Source organism: Aeromonas sp. HMWF014 (assembly GCF_963878295.1).
In the GTDB taxonomy this organism is placed as follows: domain Bacteria; phylum Pseudomonadota; class Gammaproteobacteria; order Enterobacterales; family Aeromonadaceae; genus Aeromonas; species Aeromonas popoffii.
The window spans coordinates 1-4,062 of the sequence record NZ_CAWNYS010000280.1 but is presented as its reverse complement, the minus strand read 5'-3'; the positions used below and the strand labels follow the sequence as shown (position 1 = coordinate 4,062).

The 4,062-nt window shown below is 57.3% G+C and carries 4 protein-coding genes; 3 read left to right on the top strand and 1 reads right to left on the bottom strand.

What is annotated here, in order from left to right:
- From AAC083_RS11510 to AAC083_RS11500, 3 genes are all read left to right on the top strand, one after another.
- A partial coding sequence (locus tag AAC083_RS11510) for a histidine kinase (RefSeq protein ID WP_108536665.1) occupies nucleotides 1-1,278 on the top strand: 1,278 nt, incomplete at its 5' end.
- Nucleotides 1,278-1,916, top strand: a complete 639-nt coding sequence (gene narL / locus AAC083_RS11505) for a two-component system response regulator NarL (protein ID WP_042034618.1) — start codon at nucleotides 1,278-1,280, stop codon at nucleotides 1,914-1,916. The genes AAC083_RS11510 and narL, both read left to right, overlap by 1 nt.
- Nucleotides 1,917-2,556: 640 nt before the next feature.
- Nucleotides 2,557-3,132: an LON peptidase substrate-binding domain-containing protein gene (locus AAC083_RS11500; protein ID WP_042034619.1), complete on the top strand. Its 576-nt coding sequence runs from the start codon at nucleotides 2,557-2,559 to the stop codon at nucleotides 3,130-3,132.
- Nucleotides 3,133-3,360: 228 nt separating this feature from the next.
- Here AAC083_RS11500 and AAC083_RS11495 read toward each other — a convergent pair.
- The coding region (locus AAC083_RS11495) for a response regulator (protein WP_146181660.1) at nucleotides 3,361-4,062 on the bottom strand (702 nt) is incomplete at its 5' end.

Genomic DNA, 4,062 nt, shown 5'->3' with positions numbered 1-4,062 from the left:
GAGTTCAAGGTGCGCATGCTGGCGCTGGCGGAAGGGCTGGGGCTGCTCTCCATCATCACCATCGCCTGGTTTACCGTGCGGTTTACCCGCCAGCAGGTGGTGGCACCGCTCAACCAGCTGGTCTATTGCGCCCGCCAGATCCAGCGCCAGGAGTTCGATCTCACCCTGCCCCCCCATTGCGAGAACGAGCTGGGGGAGTTGTCCGGTGCCTTCGTCACCATGGCCGATGAGCTGGGCAAACTCTATCGGGAGCTGGAGAGCAAGGTGGAAGAGAAGACCGCCAAGCTACAGCAGGCCAACGACACCCTCTCCTTCCTCTACAGCACAGCCCAGAAGCTGCATGCGGCGCCACTGAGTCGGCGCACCCTGCTCAAGCTACTGGAGCGGGCCGCGGCCCATCAGCACATAGACCACATACGGCTGACCCGCTTCGAACACAATGCCATGCCGGACTACATCACGGGGCGCAAGGGTTGGCCGGGCGATCTCGACTCTATGGTGAGCTTTCATCTGCAGATGGATGAGCAGGAGTACGGCCGGCTTGACGTGATCAGCAGCCACCCCATAGACGAGCGGCTGATGAAGAACTTCTCCATGCTGCTGGCCCAGGTGCTGCACAAGGATCAGACGCTGTTGCAACATCAGCGACTGCTGCTGATGGAAGAGCGGGCCGTCATCGCCCGCGAGCTGCATGACTCGCTGGCCCAGGCGCTCTCCTATCTCAAGATTCAGTCCACCCTGCTCAAACGTGCCTTCGCCAAGGGGGAATCCGGCAAGACAGAAGCCGCCATGCAGCAGATCGACGAGGGGCTCAGCAGCGCTTACACCCAGCTGCGTGAACTGCTCGGCACCTTCCGTCTCAGTATCGGTGACGCCAATCTGGGGGAAGCCATCAGGGTCATGCTGGAACAGCTCAAGCCACAGACCCAGGCCGAAATAGGGCTCCATTACGGCCTGGCCGATACGGATCTGGAGGCGGGCCAACATATCCATATTCTGCAGCTGATCCGTGAGGCAGTGCTCAACGCCATCAAACATGCCAACGCACAAGTGATTGCTGTTAGCTGTGAGACGCTCGCCAATGGTAACATTCAGGTTCAGATTTCAGATGACGGTGTGGGAATAGGGATCGCAAGCTCAGCGGTCAACCACTATGGCCTTAGCATCATGAATGAGCGCGCCAGCAAGTTGCATGGTCTGCTGACCATCAGCGAGCAGCCGCCCAGAGGCACCTGCGTACATCTGACCTTTCCCACCAGCCTAACAAGAGATGCCTGATGGACGAGATGAAATATAGTGTTCTGGTCGTGGATGACCATCCCCTCATGCGCAAAGGGATTGTGCAACTGCTGGCCCTGGAAGAGAACATAGAGGTGGTCGGTGAGGCGTCCAACGGCACCGACGCCGTCGCCATGGCCAAGGAGTCAGAACCGGACCTGATCCTGCTCGACCTCAACATGAAAGGCCTCTCCGGTCTGGATACTCTCAAGGCGCTGCGCACCGAAGAGGTTACCTCACGGGTGGTGATCCTGACCGTCTCGGATGCCCGCCAGGACGTGGTCGCCCTGCTCAAGGCCGGCGCCGATGGCTATCTGCTCAAGGATACCGAGCCAGAGATGCTACTCGCCCAGCTGGCGGACGTGATGACCGGCAAGCAGATCCTGAGCGAGCCGCTGCGCCCCTACCTCGAGAACATCTACGAGCTGGACCATCTGCAACAGAAGCTGGAGAGCTTGACCCGTCGCGAGATGCAAATTCTGCGCGAGATTGCGAAGGGCCTCTCCAACAAACAGGTCGCCTCCGTACTCCATATCTCCGAGGGCACGGTCAAGGTTCACGTGAAAAGCCTGCTGAAGAAACTCGAGGCCCAGAGCCGCGTGGAAGCGGCCGTCATGTACCTGGAACAGCGCAAATAACCCGCTTTCCCTCTCAAGGCGCTGCAGGCTGCAGTTCTTCGTGCCGGGAGAGATGGCTCAACGCATGCAACAACAAGAGTCTTGTTTCGTTCTATATCCATGCCTGACCAGATTGAGAAAAAACCAAAGCCCCGCATCGTCGGGGCTTTCCTTATTTGCACGGACCTCGACCGGCCCGAGACTGCCGCGCCCCCTTTGTATCTACAACAAGCAAGACGAGCAACCCGCACAATCCCGCTTGTATGGAAAGGGTATTCACCCACCGACTCACCGTATCGCCATAGCAGCGACACACTTCTATCTGCCCGCCCTCAAACCGCCGCGCCAGGGGCAAGGCATAGCGCCATCAGCTACGTCTCTGCCGCTCTCTCACCATGCGCATTTTGCGCTTGGCTCTTTGCAAGATGCGATGCGCTTCAATTCAGGACGCTAAGAGAGCGGGAGCCAAGTAATCAGAAACCGGCCGTATTCAGCTGACTACGGGATCGCCACCACAGAAAAAATAAAAATATAACAAGCTGATTATTAATGGATTTTATCTCATACAGGATGGCTTTCGCCCCTGTTCTGGGGCTTTTTTCATCCTCTGGCATAGTCGCTGCATTGTCCTAGTCAGACACTACTCAATGGAGGACGGAACATGAAACTTCAACCTTTGGCATTGTTCCCCTTGCCTTCCCACGTACTGCCAGGTGGCAAGCTTCCACTGCGTTTGTTTGAACCGCGCCACCTGCAGATGCTCAAAGAGTCATTCATCAATGACCAGGGCTTCGGCATAGTGATGGAAGAAGCGACCACCACGGGCAAGTCCGGGCGCATCCTGCCGGTCGGTACCCGGGTGAAGGTGACCGATTTCTACACCCTGAATGACGGCCTGCTCGGCGTCACAGTGCTCGGCATGGAACGTTTCTGCATCCATGAGATGGAAACGGATGAGATGGGATTGCGCCGGGCCAAGGTCGAAGCGCTGCCCAACTGGCCGAGTGCCCACTCAAACTTCAGTGACAAACAGTTGGTCATCCGGCTGCGGGAAGTGTTCGAGCAGTATCCGGAGCTCGACGAGCTCTACCCGGACAAGCAGTTTGACGATGCGACCTGGCTCTGCCAACGCTGGCTCGAAATTCTGCCCATGCCCATCTATGAAAAACAGATGTTGATTGCCAAACAAAATAGCGAAGCGGCTCGTCAATTCTTGCGCCGACTGATCACACAGTGAGTCAAAAAGAACATTGCAAAATGCGAATATTCCCATAATGAAAATAACATTTTCGCATTTTGCAAACGTCGGCGAGAGATAACAGCAATAACACAGCCGCAAGCCGCATAAACAGGTTCTGAAAAGTTGGCACGACTTTTTCATATAGAACCGTACAACCCGATTTATCCCGTGCTCTCTTCAGTATTTGCTGAAGAATTGGTCAACCACCCAGGTTGACCATTTTTTTTACCTGCGATCCGCCAGCGCGGGGCTGATATGACGCTGCAGGCACTCTCTCAGTCGCATCAGACTGATGGGCTTGGCCAGAAAATCATCCATTCCCTGAGCCAGACAACGGGCCCTGTCTTCGGCCATGGCATTGGCCGTCAAGGCCACTATGGGCACCTTGCAACCCAGTTCCCGCAAGCAGCGAGTCGCCTCCAGTCCATCCATCTGCGGCATCCGCATATCCATCAGGATGAGGTCCGGCTGCTGCTCCGCTACCTGCGCCAGCGCCTCCAGGCCATTGGCTGCAAGCCGTACCCGGCTTACCAATTTTTGCAGCATGAGGGACACCACCAACTGGTTGACCGGGCTGTCTTCCACCACCAGCACATCCAGATCCTGAATGGGCAGTTGATCCGGCTCGGGCCGGCTGCTGCACTCGCACGGCAGTGCCATGCCGGGCAACTCGAACCAGAAGCAACTGCCCTGACCAGGAGCGCTCTGCAGACGGATCTCCCCACCCATTAACTCCACCAGCCGTTTGCTGATGGCCAGCCCCAGCCCGGTCCCGGAGAAACGGCGGGTCGCCGAGCTGTCAACCTGGGAGAAGGGCTCGAACAGAAGCGCCTGATCCTCGGCCGAGATGCCGATCCCGGTATCGGTGACCGACACCCGCAACCGTTGCTCGTGCCAACTCAGTTGCAACAAGACGCTGCCCTGGCT

Coding starts and splice junctions, on each gene's coding strand:
- narL (WP_042034618.1), top strand. CDS start 1,278: ATGGACGAGATGAAATATAGTGTTCTGGTCGTGGATGACCATCCCCTC.
- AAC083_RS11500 (WP_042034619.1), top strand. CDS start 2,557: ATGAAACTTCAACCTTTGGCATTGTTCCCCTTGCCTTCCCACGTACTG.